16 protein-coding genes are annotated in these 18,508 nt (G+C 67.0%); 6 read left to right on the plus strand and 10 right to left on the minus strand.

All coding sequences use genetic code 11. From position 1 onward, the window contains the following. Positions 1-5 precede the first annotated feature (5 nt). Both ACAG21_RS00070 and ACAG21_RS00075 read right to left on the minus strand, forming a co-directional pair. Entirely contained in the window at positions 6-953 is a 948-nt protein-coding gene (locus ACAG21_RS00070) for a hypothetical protein (RefSeq protein ID WP_370494553.1), read from the minus strand. Between the two features lie 3 nt (positions 954-956). After that, positions 957-1,520: a hypothetical protein gene (locus ACAG21_RS00075; protein WP_370494554.1), complete on the minus strand. Its 564-nt coding sequence runs from the start codon at positions 1,518-1,520 to the stop codon at positions 957-959. A gap of 214 nt (positions 1,521-1,734) precedes the next feature. Here ACAG21_RS00075 and ACAG21_RS00080 point away from each other — a divergent pair, with 214 nt between their 5' ends. Beyond that, positions 1,735-3,576: a dynamin family protein gene (locus ACAG21_RS00080; RefSeq protein ID WP_370494030.1), complete on the plus strand. Its 1,842-nt coding sequence runs from the start codon at positions 1,735-1,737 to the stop codon at positions 3,574-3,576. Further along, complete coding sequence (iniC, locus tag ACAG21_RS00085; RefSeq protein WP_370494031.1) at positions 3,573-5,072, plus strand: isoniazid-induced dynamin-like GTPase IniC; 1,500 nt, start codon at positions 3,573-3,575, stop codon at positions 5,070-5,072. The genes ACAG21_RS00080 and iniC overlap by 4 nt, the downstream gene beginning before the upstream one ends. On the opposite strand, the gene ACAG21_RS00090 is transcribed toward iniC, so the two are convergent. The 5 genes from ACAG21_RS00090 to ACAG21_RS00110 form a co-directional block, all read right to left on the minus strand. Beyond that, positions 5,066-6,718: an Hsp70 family protein gene (locus tag ACAG21_RS00090; protein ID WP_370494032.1), complete on the minus strand. Its 1,653-nt coding sequence runs from the start codon at positions 6,716-6,718 to the stop codon at positions 5,066-5,068. The genes iniC and ACAG21_RS00090 overlap by 7 nt on opposite strands. Before the next feature lie 68 nt (positions 6,719-6,786). Further along, entirely contained in the window at positions 6,787-7,284 is a 498-nt protein-coding gene (locus ACAG21_RS00095) for an oligopeptide transporter substrate-binding protein (RefSeq protein WP_370494033.1), read from the minus strand. A 97-nt stretch (positions 7,285-7,381) separates the two neighbouring features. Next, complete coding sequence (locus ACAG21_RS00100) at positions 7,382-7,867, minus strand: hypothetical protein (RefSeq protein ID WP_370494034.1); 486 nt, start codon at positions 7,865-7,867, stop codon at positions 7,382-7,384. Positions 7,868-8,004: 137 nt separating this feature from the next. Next, positions 8,005-9,285 (minus strand): PPE family protein, encoded by a 1,281-nt coding sequence (locus ACAG21_RS00105; RefSeq protein ID WP_370494035.1) that lies wholly within the window; start codon positions 9,283-9,285, stop codon positions 8,005-8,007. 303 nt (positions 9,286-9,588) lie between these two features. After that, positions 9,589-10,095, minus strand: coding sequence for a hypothetical protein (locus tag ACAG21_RS00110; RefSeq protein ID WP_370494522.1), 507 nt, complete (start codon positions 10,093-10,095; stop codon positions 9,589-9,591). 234 nt (positions 10,096-10,329) lie between these two features. Here ACAG21_RS00110 and ACAG21_RS00115 point away from each other — a divergent pair, with 234 nt between their 5' ends. After that, complete coding sequence (locus tag ACAG21_RS00115) at positions 10,330-10,863, plus strand: NTP transferase domain-containing protein (RefSeq protein WP_370494036.1); 534 nt, start codon at positions 10,330-10,332, stop codon at positions 10,861-10,863. Between the two features lies 1 nt (position 10,864). Here the strand turns inward: ACAG21_RS00115 and ACAG21_RS00120 are convergent, their stop codons facing one another. Then, positions 10,865-11,815: an amidohydrolase family protein gene (locus ACAG21_RS00120; RefSeq protein ID WP_370494037.1), complete on the minus strand. Its 951-nt coding sequence runs from the start codon at positions 11,813-11,815 to the stop codon at positions 10,865-10,867. A gap of 10 nt (positions 11,816-11,825) precedes the next feature. Beyond that, positions 11,826-13,316 carry an aldehyde dehydrogenase gene (locus ACAG21_RS00125; RefSeq protein ID WP_370494038.1) on the minus strand — a complete coding sequence of 497 codons (1,491 nt, stop codon included), beginning with the start codon at positions 13,314-13,316 and terminating at the stop codon, positions 11,826-11,828. A gap of 142 nt (positions 13,317-13,458) precedes the next feature. Between ACAG21_RS00125 and ACAG21_RS00130 the strand changes: the two genes are divergently transcribed. Then, positions 13,459-14,352, plus strand: coding sequence for a LysR family transcriptional regulator (locus tag ACAG21_RS00130; RefSeq protein ID WP_370494039.1), 894 nt, complete (start codon positions 13,459-13,461; stop codon positions 14,350-14,352). A gap of 1 nt (position 14,353) precedes the next feature. Here ACAG21_RS00130 and ACAG21_RS00135 read toward each other — a convergent pair whose 3' ends face one another. Beyond that, positions 14,354-15,520, minus strand: coding sequence for a sulfotransferase (locus ACAG21_RS00135; protein ID WP_370494040.1), 1,167 nt, complete (start codon positions 15,518-15,520; stop codon positions 14,354-14,356). Between the two features lie 412 nt (positions 15,521-15,932). Here ACAG21_RS00135 and dnaK point away from each other — a divergent pair, with 412 nt between their 5' ends. Both dnaK and grpE read left to right on the plus strand, forming a co-directional pair. Beyond that, complete coding sequence (dnaK, locus tag ACAG21_RS00140) at positions 15,933-17,795, plus strand: molecular chaperone DnaK (protein WP_370494041.1); 1,863 nt, start codon at positions 15,933-15,935, stop codon at positions 17,793-17,795. Next, entirely contained in the window at positions 17,792-18,475 is a 684-nt protein-coding gene (gene grpE, locus ACAG21_RS00145) for a nucleotide exchange factor GrpE (RefSeq protein WP_370494042.1), read from the plus strand. The genes dnaK and grpE overlap by 4 nt, the downstream gene beginning before the upstream one ends. Positions 18,476-18,508: the final 33 nt, after the last annotated feature.

Genomic DNA, 18,508 nt, shown 5'->3' on the forward strand with positions numbered 1-18,508 from the left:
TTGGTCTACGGGGTGAAGCCGGTGGTGGCCTCGGCGCGGGTAGCCAGATCGGTGGTGGCTTGGGGGCAGGTGGTCAGGCCGGTAGCGGTTTCGGCGTAGGCAGCCAGATCGGTGCCGGTGGTCAGGCTGGCGGGGGCTTCGGCGCGGGTAGCCAGTTTGGTGGTGGCTTGGGTGCTGGCGGACAGGTCGGCGGGGGCTTCGGTGCCGGTAGCCAGGGCGGTGGCGGCTTGGGTGCCGACGGTCAGGCTGGTCTGGGCGGCCAGGCGGGCTTCGGTGCCGGTGGTCAGGCTGGCGGCGGTTTCGGCGTAGGCAGCCAGGTCGGCGGGGGCTTCGGTGCCGGTAGCCAGGGCGGTGGCGGCTTGGGGGCCGGTGGCGGTTTCGGCGTAGGCAGCCAGATCGGTGCCGGTGGTCAAGCTGGCGGCGGTTTCGGGGCAGGTAGCCAGGTCGGCGGGGGCTTCGGTGCCGGCAGTCAGATCGGTGGCGGCTTGGGTGCTGGTGGTCAAGCAGGTGCCGCTGCTCAGGCGGGTCTGGGCGGCCAGGCGGCTCTGGCGAGCCAGGCGGGCTTCGGTGCCGGCGGTGGACTGTCCGGCGGCAGCAACCTGGGCGGTCAAGCTGGCTTCGGCGGCCAGGCGGCTCTCGCGAGCCAGGCAGGTATCGGTGCCAGCGGCCAGCTGGCGGGTGCCGGCAATGCCGGTGCACTCGCCGGTGCAGGCGGTAATGCAGCCCTCGGGGTGGGCGGCAACGCAGCCCTGGGCGCCAGCGGTCAGGCGGGGTTGATCGCTAGCGAGGGCGCGGCGCTGAACGGAGCCGCCACTCCCCACGTCGCCGGCCCGCTTGGGGGTGTCGGCGTCGGCGGTCAGGGTGGTGCCGCTGCGGCCGGTGGCGCTGGACTCGGTTTCGGCGGCGCCCGCAGCACCGGCTCGTTGAGCGGCGAGGGCGGATTGGGAGGCCACGCCTCACCGCAATCCGCGGCCGTTGCCGGCGGCGCCGGCCTGGGCAGTCACGCTGAAGTCGGTGGAACCGGCGGCGCAGGTCTGGGCGGTCACGCTGGTGCCGGCGGTGCCGCGGGCGCAGGCGTCGGCGGTGGCTTCCCGTCCGGCGGAGCCGGCGGCGGCATCAACGCGGGTGCCGGCGGTGGAGCCCACGGCGGCATCCTCGGCCAGGAGGGCGCGACGCTCGGTGGCGGCGGCGGTGTCGCCGGCGGTGGCGGCATCGGCGCTCACGGCCCGGCCGGGCCTGCTGGACAGGCCCCGGTGATTCAGGGTGGCGGCGGTGCCGGAGGCGGCGTCGGCGGACACGCGACGCCGCCGTCGAACCCCGGCTCGGTCTTCCAGGGTGGAGGCGCGGGCGGTGCCGGCGGCCACGGCAGTGCGGGCGGACCAGTGATCCATGAGCCGGCGCAGCAGGCCCCGGTGCAGCACTCGCCCGCCCCGGTTCAGCACGCGCCGATCGAGCACTCGCCCGCGCCCGTGCAGCATTCCCCGGCCCCGGTGCAGCATTCGCCGGCTCCGGTCGAGCACGCTCCGGCGCCGCACAGCCCATCGGTGTTCGAAGGCACTCCGCACGCTCCGGCTCCGGTGCACGAACCCGCGCCGGCACCGCACCCGTCGCCGTCGCACGTCGGCGGCCCGCACGGGTAACGCGCGCGGACCCAGCGAATCGGCGGGGATCTTTTGATCCCCGCCGATTCGCGCGCATACCGTAATCACCGATGCGAGAAAGTGGGGAACCGCGGTGACTCAAGCCAGTGATCCGAGGCGCGTCAGCGTGATCGTCGAGCTGATCGACCACACCATCGCAATCGCCGAACTCAACGAACGCAATGACCTCAAGGATCGCCTCGTGCGCGCCCGCGAGCGCATCACCGACCCGCAGATCCGGGTGGTCATCGCCGGGCAACTCAAGCAGGGTAAGAGTCAGCTGCTCAACTCGTTGCTGAACCTGCCGGTGGCGCGCGTCGGCGACGACGAGGCCACCGTGGTTATCACCGTCGTCAGCCATGGCGACCCGCCGTCGGCCCGGCTGATCGTGGCCGCGGGCCCCAACGGCGAGACCGTCCCCGTCGACATCCCGATCGACGACATCAACACCGACCTACGACGAGCGCCGCAAGCCGGCAACCGGGAAGTGCTGCGCGTCGAGATCGGCGCACCCAGCCCGCTGCTGCAGGGCGGGCTGACGTTTATCGACACCCCGGGCGTGGGCGGCCACGGGCAGCCGCACTTGTCGGCCACGCTCGGACTGCTGCCCAACGCGGACGCACTGATCATGGTCAGCGACACCAGCCAGGAATTGACCGAACCGGAGATGTGGTTCATCCGGCAGGCGCATCGGATCTGCCCGGTCGCAGTGTTGGCGGCCACCAAGACCGACCTCTATCCGCACTGGCGAGACATCGTCAACGCCAACACCGGGCACCTGCACCGCGCCGGGGTGTCGATGCCGATCCTGCCGGTCTCGTCACTGCTGCGCAGCCACGCCGTCACGCAGAACGACACCGAACTCAACGAGGAATCCAACTTCCCGGCGATCGTGAAGTTCCTCAGCGAGCGGGTGCTCTCCCGCGAGAACGACCGGGTGCGCGACGAGGTTCTTCGCGATATCCGTTCGGCGGCAGAACAATTGACGATGGCTGCGGGTTCAGAACTCGCCGTGGTCAACGACCCGGGGTTGCGTGACCGACTGGCCGAAGACCTGGAGCGGCGCAAGCGTGATGCGCTGGACGCGCTGGAGCAGACCGCGCTGTGGCAACAGGTGCTCAACGACGGCTTCACCGACCTGAGCACCGACGTCGATCACGACATGCGGGCCCGGTTCCGCGCGCTCACCGAGGACATCGAGCGCCAGATCGATTCGTGCGACCCGACCCGGCATTGGGCCGAAATCGGCAGCGACGTCGAGGAAGCGGTGGCCACCGCCGTCGGGGACAACTTCGTCTGGGCCTACCAACGCGCCGAGGAGCTGGCCGACGACGTGGCGAATTCGTTCGCCGCGGCCGGGCTGGATTCGGTGCTGACACCCGAGCTGAATCAACGCGCGATGGGCGAGGACTTCGGCCAGCTCAAGTCGGTGTCCGACCTGGAGTCCAAGCCGGCGGGCAAGGGCCAGAAGATGGTGACCGGGCTGCGTGGTTCCTACGGCGGCGTGGTGATGATCGGCATGTTGTCCTCGGTGGCGGGGCTCGGCCTGTTCAACCCCTTGTCCGTGGGCGCCGGGCTGATCCTTGGCCGCATGGCCTACAAGGAGGACAAGGAGAACCGGCTGCTGCGGGCGCGCGCCGAGGCCAAGACGAATGTGCGGCGCTTCGTCGACGACGTCTCGTTCGTGGTGGGCAAGGAATCTCGCGACCGGCTCAAGATCATCCACCGCACGCTGCACGACCACTACCGCGACATCGCCAACGAGATCTCCCGTTCGCTCAACGAATCGCTGCAGTCCACCATCGCCGCGGCACATATGGAAGAAGCCGAACGCGAGAACAAGATCCGTGAACTCGAGCGGCAGTTGAATATCCTGAACCAGGTCACCGACAATGTGGACAAACTGATGCCCCAGGTGACCGTAGGACGGGTGTGAGCACTAGCGATCGAGTGCGTGCGATATTGGGCGGGACCATCCAGGCCTACCGTGGTGAGCCGGCGTTCCGGAATCGACCCGAAGTTTTCTACGAACTGGACCGCATCGGCGCGCGGCTCAACGAGCCGATCCGCATCGCTTTGGCCGGCACGCTCAAGGCCGGAAAGTCCACTCTGCTCAACGCTTTGGTGGGTCAAGACATCGCCCCGACCGATGCCACCGAGGCCACCCGTATCGTGACCTGGTTCCGGCACGGTCCCACGCCGAAGGTCACCGCAAACCATTGGGGTGGAAGGCATTCCAACGTGCCGATCAGCCACAGCGCCGGGCTCACGTTCGACTTCCGGGCCCTCAACCCGGCCGACGTGGCCGATCTGGACGTCGAGTGGCCGGCCGAAGAGCTGGTCGAGACCACGATCATCGACACCCCGGGGACGTCGTCGCTGACGCGGGAGGCCTCGGATCGCACGCTGCGGCTGTTGGTGCCCCCCGACGGGGTGCCGCGGGTGGACGCGGTGGTCTTCCTGCTGCGCACCCTCAATGCCGCAGATATCGCTTTGCTCAAGCAGATTGGGCAACTCGTCGGGGGATCCGCGGGCGCGCTGGGCATCGTCGGTGTGGCATCCCGGGCCGACGAAATCGGTGCGGGCCGCATCGACGCGATGCTGTCGGCGGCCGACGTGGCGCAGCGATTCACCAAGGAGATGAACGAGACCGGCATCTGCCAAGCCGTGGTGCCGGTGTCGGGGTTGTTGGCGCTGACCGCGCGCACGCTGCGCCAAAGCGAGTTCATCGCCCTGCAGAAGCTGGCCGCGGCCGACAAGACCGAACTCAGCAAGGCCATGTTGAGCGTGGACCGTTTCGTTCGTGTCGAGAGCCCGCTGCCCGTCGACGCGGCTACCCGCGCCCAGCTGCTGGACCGTTTCGGCATGTTCGGGCTGCGGATTTCGTTGGCCGTGCTGGCCACCGGTGTCGCCGACGCGGCTGGGCTGGCCGACGAATTACTCGAGCGCAGCGGGTTAATGGCGCTGCGTGAGGTCATCGATCAGCAATTCGCGCAACGCTCCGACATGCTCAAGGCACACACCGCGCTGCTGTCGTTGCGCCGGTTCGTCGAGGCGTTCCCGATCGTCGCGACGCCCTACGTCATCGCCGACATCGACCCGCTGCTGGCTGATACGCACGCGTTCGAAGAGCTTCGGCTACTCAGCCAATTATCCTCTCGCCCAACGTCTTTGAATGACGAAGAGCTCGCGTCGCTGCGCCGGATCATCGGCGGATCGGGCACCCGTCCGGCCAGCAGGCTCGGCCTGGACCCCGAGAACACCGACCCCGGCGAGGGGCCGCGGGCCGCGTTCGCCGCGGCGCAGCGCTGGCGCCGCCGGGCCGAACATCCGCTCAACGACCCGTTCACCACCAAAGCGTGCCGTGCCGCGGTGCGCAGCGCCGAGGCGATGGTCGCCGAGTTCGCCGCACACGGCGCCCGGCCTCAGTAGCGCCGCCACGGCCAGTGCGGCCTCTCCCGTTCGGTCGGCGGCGGCGGCGTGAAGGTGGTGGTGGGCGGCGGGGCCGTCGTGGTGCTCGGCGGCTGATAGGTCGTGGTGGGCGGCGCCTCGGTCGTGGTCGTTGTCACGGGCGGCGCCTCGGTGGTGGTGGTCGACGGTGGCGGCGGTGCCTGCGTCGTCGTCGTGGCCGGGTTGGTGTTCGACTCGGTGATCGTCACCGTCTGCTCCGGCGACGGGGCCGTCGGTTGAGGAGGCGGGGTCTGCACCGGCCCGGGCTTCTCCTCGCCGAGCGTCAACGCCAGTATCACGGCCACCAGGATGGCCGCGGCCGCAGCGGCCAGGCTCAACACCACGGCGGGACGCTGGTACCACAGCGGCGGGGCCGGGTAAGGGCCGTCGTCGCCGTCCTCGAAATCCATTGCGTCGCGGACATATTGGCCGCTGTGTTCGGGGCCGGTGTAGGGGACGGGATCTTCCTCGTCATCGTCCTCCGACCACGCCAGCGGACGCTCTTCTTCGACCCGGGCGTTCGGCATGACCTGGGTCATGTCGGCCGGCGCCGCGGCGGCCAATTGCGTCGGGTTCTCGGCGACGGGACTCGCCAGCGCGCTCGGGGCGGGGTGTTGTTGACCGAAGACAGCGGCGCCGAGTGCGGCGCTGAGCCCGGGCTGCGGCGTGGTGCGCACCGGCACCCCGAGACGTTCGGAAAGGCGGGTGGCCAGCAGCGGGATGGCGGCGCCACCACCGACCGTGGCCACAGCGGACAGGCTGGAGGTCGGAATGTCGTTGCGCTGCAAGATGTTTTCGACGCCCGTGACGAATTCGCCCAGCGGACCGGAGAGCAATTCGTCGAACTCGTTGCGGGACAACTCGACATCCTCGCCGGTGACTGCGGGCAGGGTGGTTGTGGTCGCTGTGGACAGTTCTTCCTTGGCGCGTCGGCAGTGTTCGAGCAGGCGGGCCATCGAGCCCATCCGCGTCGTGCTGGCCACGCCGCCGCTGGTGTCGGCCGGAATCGCTTCGCGCAGGTGATCGAGGATGAGTTCGTCGATCCCGTCGCCGGAGAATTCGGAGTACCGCACCGACGGCCCAATCTGCGCACAGTCGGACCCGGCGTCGATCAGTGTCACGGTGGTGCCGCCGGCGCCGAAGTCGCACAACGCGACGATGCCTTCGGTCGGGAAGCCGGGTTCGGCCCGCAGCGCGGTGAGTGCGGCGGTGGCATCGGAGATCAGCGCCGGCGGTACGCCGCCCGGCGCCAGGCCCGGCTGGGCGAAGAATTCCTCACGCAGGGCCGCGGCCTGCGCCGGTGACCAGTACGCGGGGATCGCGATCGTGACCGGTGTTCCGTAGTCGACGGTCCGGGCCATCGCTTCGAGCGCTTCGACCGTCAGCGCGTCGCCGAGGTACTTCGTCCCGTCGGCTGCCACCAGCGGAGTGCGGTCCCCGACCCGTTCGACGAACCCCCGCATCACCAGGCCGGCTTCGGCCGGAGCCGGATTTTCCTCGGGCAGGCCTACTTCGGATGCCCGTTGGTCGAACAGGGTGAGCACGGATCTGCGAGTCACTACGTCGCCGCCGGCATGGGCCGCGACCAGGTTGGCCATCCCGATGGACAAGCCGAGCGACTCGGACATCTGGTGTTCCCCTGTGCGTTGTCGTAAATGTGGCTGTGGGTTCCCGCGAGTCTAGGTGGGGGCCCGTTTCACAGACCGGGCGGCAGCGTGATCTCGGTCGGTAGCCCCGGCAGCGCGGGCAGCGTGATCACCGAGGGCAGCTGTGGCACTGGGTACGCGTCGCCCGACGACGTGGTCGCAGTGGTGGTGGCGGTCGACGGCGGTGTGTCCTCGGTGGACGCCGTCGGCGTGTCGGTGGGTGTGGTGGCCGGCGGTTCGCTCGACACCGTCGGCGCCGCACTGGTGGTGTTGAACGACCGAGGCGTCGTGGTGGAGGGCACCAAAGTGGGGCCCGTTACCGGCTCCTGCGGCGGGGCGCCGTGCATGAGCTGGATGATGCCCCAGACGATCAGCGCGATCAGGACCGCGATGAGGGCACCCCACCCGGCCAATGCGATTGGTTTACGCCAACCGGGAATCGGGTCGTCGGGGTCGGGCTCCGCGTTGCCGTACGCATCGTTTCCGTGGTGGATGTAGACGGTCGGTTCGTCGTCGACGAAATGGTCTGCCGGCGCGTGCCTTGCCATGGTCGCTGAGACTATCGGGGCGGTGTCGGCCGAGGTGGGACCCACACGGGCAGGTTCCGATCGGCCGTCAAACGTTGACTTAATTGCAACCAACTCGTTAGGGGATCGCGGGCACGGTCGTCGGTAGCCACGATGGCCAGTGATGCCGACGCGTCGGTTGCTGCTGGGTCGGCTGATGCGTCGGCTGCGGCTCCGGCGACTCGACGGCGCTGCTGGTGGGTGGCTCGGTGGTCGTGGTGGCCGACGGCGGACTCGTCGTGGTGGTCGTGGTCGTCGTCGTGGTGGAGTGCGGCGTGGTCGTGGTGGTTTTCGGTGCGGTACTGCTGCCCTGGTCTCCGATGAGCTCGATGATCCCGTAGACGATCAGGGCAACCAGGATCAGCACGGATAGGCCCCAGATAATGAGCCCTACCGGCTTGCGGTACCACGGGGTGGGCTCGGTGTCCTCGTCGAAAGGATCGAGCTGGGGCTCCGCCGGGTGGGGAGCGGGCGGCGGCGGTCCATCGGCTGGCGGGTGCTCGCCCCGACCGACGTCTCTATACCTCGTCGGCTCATTGTTGAAGTTGTCCGGGGGGCCTGCCACGGCACCGATCGTACTGACCGGTTACTGTCGGGCGCCGCTCATCCGCTGTATCTGCTTCCTGGGCAAGCCAAACCGAGAGACAAGGCTGGTCACACGTGTGGACAGCCTCTCCGGTCAACGATGACGATGCTCTTGGTTTAACCGGCCCCGACGAGGACATCAGCGAGGTCGACACCGGTCAGGCCGCGTGCCCAGTCGGCGAGTAACTCGGCATTGAACTGCGGTTGGATAGCCGAGGTTCCTGCGAGGCCCGGGGAGCTGGCCATCGGTGCTGCGGTGGCCGCGCCAGACATGCTTGGCGCAGCAGGCACGACGGGGGCGGGAGCGACCCCGGGGGTGACGTTGACGCTGCCAAGAACGGTGAGTGCGCCGGTGGCGGGGTTCCAGGTAAAGGAGCCAGCGGCGCCGGTGACGTCGACCGCGCCATTGACGACGGTTATGGGGCCGGAAACACCCGGGTACGCGACGTTAATCCCAACAAGTTCGCCGGTCTGGACAGTGAAGGTGGCCCCGGCAGGGCCGGCATAAACCGATGTACCCGGCGGGAAGACGACCAGGCCCGACACGGGCGAAAGACCGTTCCAGGTGACGCTCCCCTGGCTGACGTAGACGGTGGCGCTGGCGCCGTTGGCATAAAAGTAGACACTGCCAGCAGTGGTGCTGGGGATCTGAAGGCTGACGCCGGGCTCGACGTAGGTAAAGGTTGGTCCGTCGAAGGTGATGGTGTTGCCGGGTACCAGCGTGGGATCGATCAGCTGTTGGCCGGCCCCCGGTGCGTTGAGTTGCCCCAGGGACTGGGTGTTAGTGGCCATCTGCACGGCCGATTGGGTGCGGCCAGCGGTGGTGTTGGCAGCGGTGCGGGCGACGGCATTGGCTTGGTCGGCCTGGCCCCCGGATTCGGTGGTGGGTTGGGGCTCGTCGAAAGGTTCCAGGACGCTGGCGGTTTCGGCGGTGGCAGCGTAGGCGTACATCGCGGTGGCGTCCTGCACCCACATGCCCATGTATTGGGCTTCGGTGGCCGCGATCGCTGGGGTGTTTTGACCGAGGAAATTAGTCGCGATCAGCAGCATCAGCTGTGCGCGGTTGGCGGCGATCACCGGCGGGGGCACCGTGGCCACAAACGCCGCCTCATAGGCGGCCGCCGCAGTGTAAGCCTGGGTGGCGGTCTGGATGGCTTGGTCGGCACTAGCCTCTAGCCAGGCCACATGGCGAGTCGCGGCGGCGGCCATGCGCATCGATGATGGGCCCAGCCACCTGCCGGACAGCTCCGAGATCTCGGAGGAGTAGGCGTTGGCGGCGGCCTCCAACTCGGCGGCGGTCGCCTCCCAGCTCGCCGCGGCCGCCAGCATCGGTCCCGATCCGGGACCGGCGTACATCAACCCCGAGTTGACCTCGGGTGGCAGTAACCCAAAATCCATAACGCCCCGTCCTTATTTGACAGCAGTGCAAATACCGGGCAGATCAAACCGGATTCACGTAAATCGCCGGTGACAGCACGGCCAAGTCCCGCCAGCAATCGTCTGGACAACTCCGCTTGGCGCACACGGCTCCTCGGGGACAAGCCTTAGCCTGCGAGGTCACCGACTACAAACGGATCATCGATTGGAGCTACCCGTCCGCGCGATAGCGCCTACTGCGTCAGGCGCAAACCGCTTGCGAGACAGCGGCGATTTGGTATTCGGCATCTGACCCGATACATCTTGAGCCCTGGACCATTCGCGTTAGAAGGTGGTGACCTTCTCCACGCTTACGAACATGCCGTGTCCGGTCCGCGCGTTGGTGAACTTGGTACCGGCCTCGGACGCCTCGATCGTCCAGCCCTGCGCGTCGTACGTCTTGTAGTCGATCGGGACGGTGGGAATGGCGCCCAGGTTGCCCAAGATCCACTGGACGGAACCGGCAGAGGTGATGTGGACGCCGTTGGCGTGTTCACCATCCTGCATGGGTGAGTCGGTGAACGGTGCCTCGCACCCGACGCTGTCCTTGTTGATCTGGCACCGCGTGACGCCGGACTTGGTCTCGATGAAGACGTAGCCGTTCTGGTCGGGCGGCAGCGGAATCGCGCCGGCCGGTGCGTTCGGGTTGACCGGCGTCGTCGGTGGGATCCCGGTGGGGTTCGACGGCGCGGCGCTGGGCCTCGGTGCGGGAAATGCGGGTTCGGTCGGCCCGGCGCCCGGCGCGGCGACCGGCCTGCCCTCGATGACCGACGAACAGCCGTTGATCAGCATGGGACTGATCACCAATACGGGCGAAAGCAGCAAGGTTCCACCGGCAAGACTCCACCGTGTCCTCTGCGAAAACCGCACGCGTCGCTCCCGAATCTTGGAGATATCAGAAGCAGACTACGCAGCTTACGGCGCAATGTGCTGGGGCGACGCGCGTTTGAAATGTCGCTGATAGCAAAGTGTTATCGCCACGCGGCAGGCGCGTCGCGACGGATTGCCCTGAGGCATCATGGGAGTGTGGCGCAGTTCACCGGAGTGTTGCTGGCCGCGGGCGCCGGCAGCCGGTACGGCAAGCCCAAAGTCTTGGTCGAAGGCTGGCTGGAGATCGCGGTGGACGCCCTGCGCGACGGGGGATGCGACGACGTCATCGTGGTCTTGGGTGCGGCCCAGGTCGCGGCCCCACCCGGCGTCGCGGCGATCACCGCGACGCAATGGCACGAGGGGCTCAGCGCGTCCGTGCGTGCCGGGCTGGCCGAGGCCGACCGCAGGGGTGCCGACTACGCCGTGCTGCATGTGATCGACACTCCTGACGTCGGCTCGGACGTAGTGGCGCGGGTCCTTAGCCATACCGGCGAAAGTGGCTTGGCGCGAGCATGTTTCGGTAACCGTCCCGGACACCCCGTAGTCATCGCGCGCCGGCACTGGCCCGAGGTGCTGGCCCGGATCTCCGGAGACAAAGGCGCCGGGGCTTATCTGCGCGGCCGCCACGACGTCGAGATCGTCGATTGCAGCGACCTCGCCGGCGGTCACGACGTCGACGAGCCCGGGTGAGTCACAGACCCAACAGCTTCTCGGCGTTGCGGTGGCTGATGCGTGCGCGTTCGTCGTCGGTCAGGGTGAGCCCATCCAGGAACGCGCGGGCGGCCTTCATCGACCCGAACGGATAGTCGGCCGAAAACGCCACTCGGTCGATCCCGACCTGGGCGACCAGGTTGGCGTAGGTCGCTTCGTCGTTGAAGTTGGCGAACGTGTAATGCACGTTGCGCCGCAGGTAGGTGCTCACAGGGTGGTTGAGTCCGGTCAGTTCCGGCCTCAGCGTGGCGTCGAAGCGCGGCAGCATGAACGATGTCGCCTCGCCCATGTGCCCGATCACAATCTGCAGCTGCGGGTAGCGGTCGAATACGCCGGCGAGAATCAACCGCAGCAGGTGGGTGGCCGTGTTGATGTGCCAGCCCCACCCCACGGTCGCGAAGGCGAACGTGACCTCGGGGGAGAACCCCGCGTAGCTCGACTCGATGACATCCGCCGGCGGGATCGTCGGGTGCAGATAGATCGGCGCGTTCAGCGTCGCCGCGCGATCGAGAATCGGCTCGAAGAACGGGTCGTCCAGATAGCGACCTTGGCTGTGCCCGTTGATTACCGCGCCCAGGAAGCCGAGCGTGCGCATCGCTCGCTGCAATTCGTCGGCCGCCTCGTCGGGCGCGCTGATCGGCACGCAGGCGAAGCCCGCCAGCCGCCCGGGGTAGCGGGCGACCGCCGCCGCGAGTTCGTCGTTGCATTCGCGGGCCAGCGGAACGGCTTTCGGGCCGTCCAGCTGCTCGACACCGGGCGCGGCCAGCGACAGCACCGCCAGATCGATACCCGCCTCGTCCATCGCGGCGATGCGGTCGTCACCGAGATCGGCGATGGGTTCGATCACGCCCGCGCGCGATGCCAGCCAGCTCCCCGGGCCGCTCAGGAATCCCGCTGTGGCGTAATGCTCTTCGAGTGCGATGGTCCGCACTTAGCCGTCCTCAGCTCTCCAGCACGCGGCTGGCCGCGGTCCAGTAGGGCAGTTCGTCGCGTTTGGCGGCCCACCGAATCGTCTTGGTGTAGCCGTATTCGGCCAGCGTCTCCTCGGCGTGCTCGCGTCCGAAGCCGCTGTGGCCGACCCCGCCGAATCCGGTGCCGATCGCGATCCGGACGTAGTTGTTCACGAACACCGCACCCGCCCGGATCTGCCGGCTCACCCGCAACGCGCGGTCGCCGTCCTGGGTGAACACCGCCGCTACCAGTCCGAACGGAGTGCTGTTGGCGATCCGCACCGCCTCACCCTCCTCGGTGAACGGGATCAGGGTGACGACCGGTCCGAAAATCTCCTCCCGGGCGACCCGCATCCGCGGAGTCACGTCGGTCAGCACGGTTGGCGACACGTAGAACCCGTCGGCCAGCCGAGGGTCGTCGGGCAGCGGCGCCTGGGCGGCGATACGCGCGCCCTCGGCCACGCCCAGCTTGAGGTAGTCCAGCACCTGCTTCTGCTGCGCACGGGTGACCAACGGCCCGACGTCCGTGGTGGGATCGGCTCCGTCGCCCACCCGCAGCTTGGTCACCGCCTTGCACAGCTTCGCGGCGAACTCGTGATAGATCTTGTCCTGCACCAGTATTCGTGACGATGCGGTACACGCCTCGCCTTGGTTGAAGAAGCCACCGTCGATGGCCGCCAGCAACGCCTCGTGCATGTTGGCGTCGTCGAAGACGATCAGCGGGTTCTTGCCGCCCAGTTCCATCAGCGTGGGGGTCAGGTTGCAGGCGGCATTGCGCATCACGGCCGAACCCGTCCGCGGCGACCCGGTGAAAGACACCTTGCCCACCAGGCGATGTCCGGCGAGCGCGGCACCCACCTCGCCCTTGCCCGGCACGGCGTGCACCACGCGGTCCGGGAGCACCGACTGGATCAGCTCGACCATGCGCAGCACGACCGACGGGGTCTGCTCCGGTGGCTTCAGCACGACGGCGTTACCGACGGCGAGCGCCGGAGCGATCTTTCCGGCGGTGTGGATGGGTGGCCAGTTGAACGGCACGATGGCCGCGATCACGCCGTACGGCTCGAGCGTCGTGACGTCCAGGACCGTGTCGTGGTCGCGCGCCTTGTTCGGCACGTTCTCCACGATGCTGCTGAAGAACTCGAAGATCGAGATCGCCGCTTCGAGATCGAACTGGCGCGCCTGGACGATCGGCTTGCCCATCTCTCGCGACTCGAGCACCGCGAGTTCGTCCGCATGCGCGCGGATGACCTCGGCGATCTGGCGCAGATAGCCCCCGCGCTCCCGGGCCGGCCGCTGCTTCCAGCGCAGGTGTGCGGCGTGGGCTTTGCGCACCGCCTGGTCGACCTCGTTGGGTCCCGCTCCCTGCACCACGGTGACGGTTCGGCCCGTCGCGGGGTTCTCGACGACGAATTGGTCGTCGGTGGAAGCGGACGACCAGCGTGTTCTGGTCCGGGTCAGGGCGGGAGCTTGCAGAGTCATTGGCACGTCCAGCAAGGTTGGGGGTAGGGGTGGTCGACGGGCGGTCAGTCACGCTCGACGCCGTCGACGCTACGTTTACCTGCGGCATCAGGGCCAACGAAATGTTCTGATGGGTACTAGCACGGGTGGTGATAATTGCTGCATGGAGCTGCGTCATCTGGAGTACTTCCTCGCCGTCGCGGATAACCGGAGCTTCACCGAGGCCGCGAAAAAGTTGCATGTCGTCCAATCGGGTGTGTCGGCGACGATCAAGGCCCTGGAACGAGAACTCGGCGCAGAGCTATTCGTCCGGGGTTCGGCGGGCGTCGAGCTGACTCCAGCGGGGGAGGAGCTGCGGCCCCGCGCCCGCGAAACCCTGGATGCCGCCCGCGCGGCCAAGGATGCCGTCAACGCCACCCGCGGCTCGATCCGCGGCACCGTCACGGTCGGGATTCTGACGTCGATCAGCGTGATCGACATGCCCGCGGTGCTGGCCGAACTGCACACCCGGCATCCGGGAGTGACGGTGCACTTGCGCGCCGCCAGCGCCGGATCGGCCGGCCTCGCCCGCCAGCTGCGCGACGGCGATCTCGATGTCGCCTTCCTGGTCTTCACCGGCCCGCCGCCGGCCGATCTGAACGCCCGGCTCGTCGCGGCCGTCCCGCTGCTTCTGGTCGTACCGGCGGATCATCCACTGGCCCAACGAGATTCGGTACCGCTGGCCGAACTGGAAGGGATGTCGTTCGTCGACAGCCCGCCCGGGTACGGCACCAGAACCGTGATCGACAATGCGTTCACCGCCGCCGGCGTGGAACGGACCGTCGCGGTGGAGGTCGCCGACCTCGGCACGGCCGCGACCTACATCCGCAACGGCCTGGGGATCGGTTTTCTCAGTTGGACCATCCTCGACGAGATCGATGATTTCGGCCTGGCCACGCTGCGCGTCAGCGACTACGACCTCGAATGGCGACTGTTCGTCACCACATCCGCGGCCCGGTCGACCAGCGCGGCTACCCGCGCCGTCCTCGCGCTGATCGAGGAAGTCGCTTCCCGCTGAATCAGCTTGCGATGGCTACCTGTTCGAGCACAGCGTCCTCGGCCACCGCCCCATAGCCGTAGCGATCGATGACCTCGGCCCAGCGCTCGGCGATGATCGCGCGCTGTTCGGCCGTCACTTCGTACGTGTTCGTCCGGTAGGAAGCCTTGTCGTCGAGGTATTTTCGCAGCCGCGGCAGGTACCGATCGAAGTCACCCAGGTCCAGATGCTGGTACATCTTGCGCAGCTGGCCCTCGGGATCGCCGATCAGGTCCTCGTAGCGCAACTCGTAAAACCGGGACGGGTCAACGAGTTCGCGCCCTTCGTCCAGTTTCCGATGCAGGTCCAGGTAGTTGGACAGGACGTTTTCGTTGAGTCCCTGGAACGTCGGCCGCTGCAGCCCGTGTACCAGGGAGAACGCCTTGAACAGGTTGACGGTCGAGGGGTAGACGACGTAGGGATCCCGGACGATGTGGATGAACTTCGCCTGCGGAAATATGTCCAGCAGCACCTTGATCCGGAAACTGTGCGTCGGACTCTTCAGGACGATTGCCTTGCGGCGGCGGAAGTACACCTGCTGCACGAACCGGAAGAAGGTCTGCTTCCAGGTTTCCAGTTCTCGGGCGCTCAGCTTGTCCATGTCCAGGTAATGCTCGTCCTGGGTCGGCCGGTTGGGGAACGCGATGGTCAGGTAGGGCGAGGGCAGTCCCAGCATGCACCAGGCGAACTCGTCTTCCTGGGGGTGCGCCATGCTCATGTCCATGTTGTCCATCGCGCGATGCTTCGAGGTCAGGAATTCGGCGAAACGCGCGAACCGCTCGGTCAGCAGAAAGTGGTGCGGCGCAATGCATTCGTACGTCGTCGGACCGGTGTGATGCTCGTCGAGCACCATCATCTCGTGCAGCATGGTGGTGCCGCTGCGCCAGTGCCCGATGATGAAGATCGGCGCATGGCCGATCGCCGTGCTGGAGACTCGCCTGCTGAACACGATGTTCTGCCACGTCCCCAGGAAAGAGTTGACGACGGACAGGCCCGTGTAGAGCACGGCGTAGTGCCAGCGGCTCCAGTGCACGTCGAAGCGGTTGCGGATCAGCAGGCGCATCCAGGCGGTGAAGTTGCAGCCGATCCACAGCGGGGCGGCCCACTCGTGCCACCACGCGGATCGCGAGGTTGGACAGTAGGCCTTCATCGCAGGTGGAGCCGACACTGTTGGGTGGCGCGTCGGGAAACGACGACCCGAGGAGCAGTCATGACGCATCGCCCTTCTGGCGGAGGAACTTCGACACATGAAGTGGATAAGTGCGGACGCTACGGATTCGTTGTGCTACGCATGCGTAATTAACAAGAACGTCATTTCCAAGACACGGCGAATTTGAGAATCGCACCGTATCCGCTGGTACTCGGGCTGATCAAACCCGTTGTAAAGATCGTAAGGCCCCCGGGAACAAGCTCACGACACCAATCGTTAGCATCATCGACAACTTGAGTGACCCAGACTCAATACTGGGTTGACAGGTCGGCACCCTCGGGGGCAGGCTTGAGCGGGGTTCACTCAGCAATAGTGGCACCAAAGAAGCTCTACACAATCAGGAGGAATCACTATGGCTCGTGCGGTCGGTATCGACCTCGGGACCACCAACTCCGTCGTCGCAGTTCTAGAAGGTGGCGACCCCGTCGTCGTCGCGAACTCCGAGGGCTCACGCACCACGCCGTCTATCGTCGCCTTCGCGCGCAACGGTGAGGTGCTCGTCGGCCAGCCCGCCAAGAACCAGGCGGTCACCAACGTTGACCGCACCATTCGTTCGGTCAAGCGGCACATGGGCACCGACTGGTCCATCGAGATCGACGACAAGAAGTACACCGCTCAGGAGATCAGCGCCCGCACCCTGCAGAAGCTGAAGCGCGACGCGGAAGCGTACCTGGGTGAGGACATCACGGACGCGGTCATCACCGTGCCCGCGTACTTCAACGACGCCCAGCGTCAGGCGACCAAGGAAGCCGGCCAGATCGCCGGCCTCAACGTGCTGCGCATCGTCAACGAGCCGACCGCGGCGGCCTTGGCCTACGGCCTGGACAAGGGTGAGAAGGAACAGACCATCCTGGTCTTCGACCTCGGTGGCGGTACGTTCGACGTCTCGCTGCTCGAGATCGGCGAAGGCGTGGTCGAGGTCCGCGCCACCAGTGGTGACAACCACCTCGGTGGTGACGACTGGGACGACCGCATCGTCAACTGGCTGGTCGACAAGTTCAAGGGCACCAGCGGCATTGACCTGACCAAGGACAAGATGGCGATGCAGCGGCTGCGTGAGGCCGCCGAGAAGGCCAAGATCGAACTCTCGAGTTCGCAGAGCACCTCGATCAACCTGCCGTACATCACCGTCGACGCCGACAAGAACCCACTGTTCCTCGATGAGCAGCTGACCCGCGCGGAGTTCCAGAAGATCACCCAGGATCTGCTCGACCGCACCCGGCAGCCGTTCCAGTCGGTCATCAAGGACGCCGGCATCTCGGTGTCCGAGATCGACCATGTGGTGCTGGTGGGTGGTTCCACCCGCATGCCCGCAGTGACCGACCTGGTCAAGGAGCTCACCGGCGGCAAGGAGCCCAACAAGGGCGTCAACCCCGACGAGGTCGTGGCCGTTGGTGCCGCGCTGCAGGCCGGTGTCCTCAAGGGTGAGGTGAAAGACGTTCTGCTGCTTGACGTCACACCGCTGAGCCTTGGCATTGAGACCAAGGGCGGCGTGATGACCAAGCTGATCGAGCGCAACACCACCATTCCGACCAAGCGGTCGGAGACCTTCACCACGGCCGACGACAATCAGCCGTCGGTGCAGATCCAGGTCTTCCAGGGTGAGCGCGAAATCGCTTCGCACAACAAGCTGCTCGGCTCGTTCGAGCTGACCGGTATCCCGCCGGCTCCGCGCGGTGTCCCGCAGATCGAGGTCACCTTCGACATCGACGCCAACGGCATCGTGCACGTCACCGCTAAGGACAAGGGCACCGGCAAGGAGAACACGATCAAAATCCAGGAGGGCTCCGGCCTGTCCAAGGAGGAGATCGACCGGATGATCAAGGACGCCGAGGCGCACGCCGAGGAGGACCGCAAACGGCGCGAAGAGGCCGACGTTCGCAACCAGGCCGAATCGCTGGTCTACCAGACCGAGAAGTTCATCAAGGAGCAGCGCGAAGCCGAAGGCGGGTCGCAGGTTCCCGAGGAGACGCTGGCCAAGGTCGACGGCGCGATCGCCGAGGCCAAGTCGGCGCTGGGCGGCACCGACATCTCCGCGATCAAGGCGGCGATGGAGAAGCTGGGCCAGGAGTCTCAGGCGCTGGGTCAGGCGATCTACGAAGCCACGCAAGCGGCCGGCGGACAGGCCGGTGGCGCCGAGTCCGGCAGCTCATCCGGCTCCGCTGATGACGTCGTGGACGCGGAGGTGGTCGACGACGACCGGGAGTCCAAGTGACTCAAGGAAATCAACAACGGGATGGCAATCCGCAAGAACAGGTGACTGTCACCGACAAGCGGCGGATCGATCCCGAGACCGGAGAAGTGCGGGATGTCCCCCCCGGCCCCCAAACAACAGGGGCGCCGGGCGGGGCAGCGTCCGAGTCGTTCACCGGCGAAACTCCGGAGGAGGCGGGCAAGGCGGCCGAACTGATCGCCGACCTGCAACGGGTTCAAGCCGACTTCGCGAATTATCGCAAGCGTGCGCTGCGCGACCAGCAGGCCGCGGCGGATCGGGCCAAGGCCACCGTCGTCAGCCAATTGCTGGGCGTGCTCGACGATCTCGAGCGTGCACGCAAGCACGGTGACCTGGAGTCGGGCCCGCTGAAGTCGGTTGCCGACAAGCTGATGAGCGCGCTGACCGGACTCGGTCTGGTGGCCTTCGGTGCCGAGGGCGAAGATTTCGACCCGTTGCTGCATGAAGCCGTCCAGCACGAAGGTGATGGCGGCGAGGGCTCCAAACCGGTGATCGGCACCGTGATGCGTGAGGGCTACAAACTGGGCGAGAACGTGTTGCGTCACGCCCTGGTTGGTGTCGTCGACACGGTCTCGGGCGCGGGCGATGACGCCGGCGCCGCGGCGAGCGCGGACCCCGCTGCGAGCGACACCGACGAAAATGCCGACACCGCCGGTGATTAAGGCACAGAATCAGCACAACCGAAATAGCGAAAG

The organism is Mycobacterium sp. pR1184 (genome assembly GCF_041287235.1).
Lineage (GTDB): Bacteria > Actinomycetota > Actinomycetes > Mycobacteriales > Mycobacteriaceae > Mycobacterium.